We start from the raw sequence: 335 nt of genomic DNA, 5'->3' as shown, positions 1-335 counted from the left end.
CATCATCGTCATGCGCCGCAACCCCTACTATTGGAAGGTCGACGAGAAGGGCAATCAGCTGCCCTATCTCAATGAGCTGCACTACAAGCTCTCGACCTGGGCCGACCGCGATGTCCAGGCGGTGGCGGGATCCGGCGACTTCTCCAACCTCGAACAGCCGGAGAATTTCGTCGCCTCGCTGAAGCGCGCGGCAGACAAAAACGCGCCGGCCCGCCTCGCCTTTGGGCCGCGCCTGATCGGCTACAATCTGCGGATGAATTTTTCCGCCAATGGCTGGGGCAACCCGGACGAACGCGGCCAGGCGATCCGCGAGCTGAACCGCAACGAGGACTTCC

Annotated in this window: 1 pseudogene; it reads left to right on the top strand. The window is 62.7% G+C overall.

Annotated features, from left to right (window positions below):
* A pseudogene (locus EN786_RS36625) lies at positions 1–335 on the top strand (ABC transporter substrate-binding protein); the annotation flags it as partial.

Origin of the sequence: Mesorhizobium sp. M4B.F.Ca.ET.143.01.1.1 (genome assembly GCF_004792275.1) — a bacterium.
Lineage (GTDB): Bacteria > Pseudomonadota > Alphaproteobacteria > Rhizobiales > Rhizobiaceae > Mesorhizobium > Mesorhizobium abyssinicae.
The sequence above is the reverse complement of the archived record's forward strand: the minus strand, read 5'-3'. Positions and strand labels throughout refer to the sequence as shown.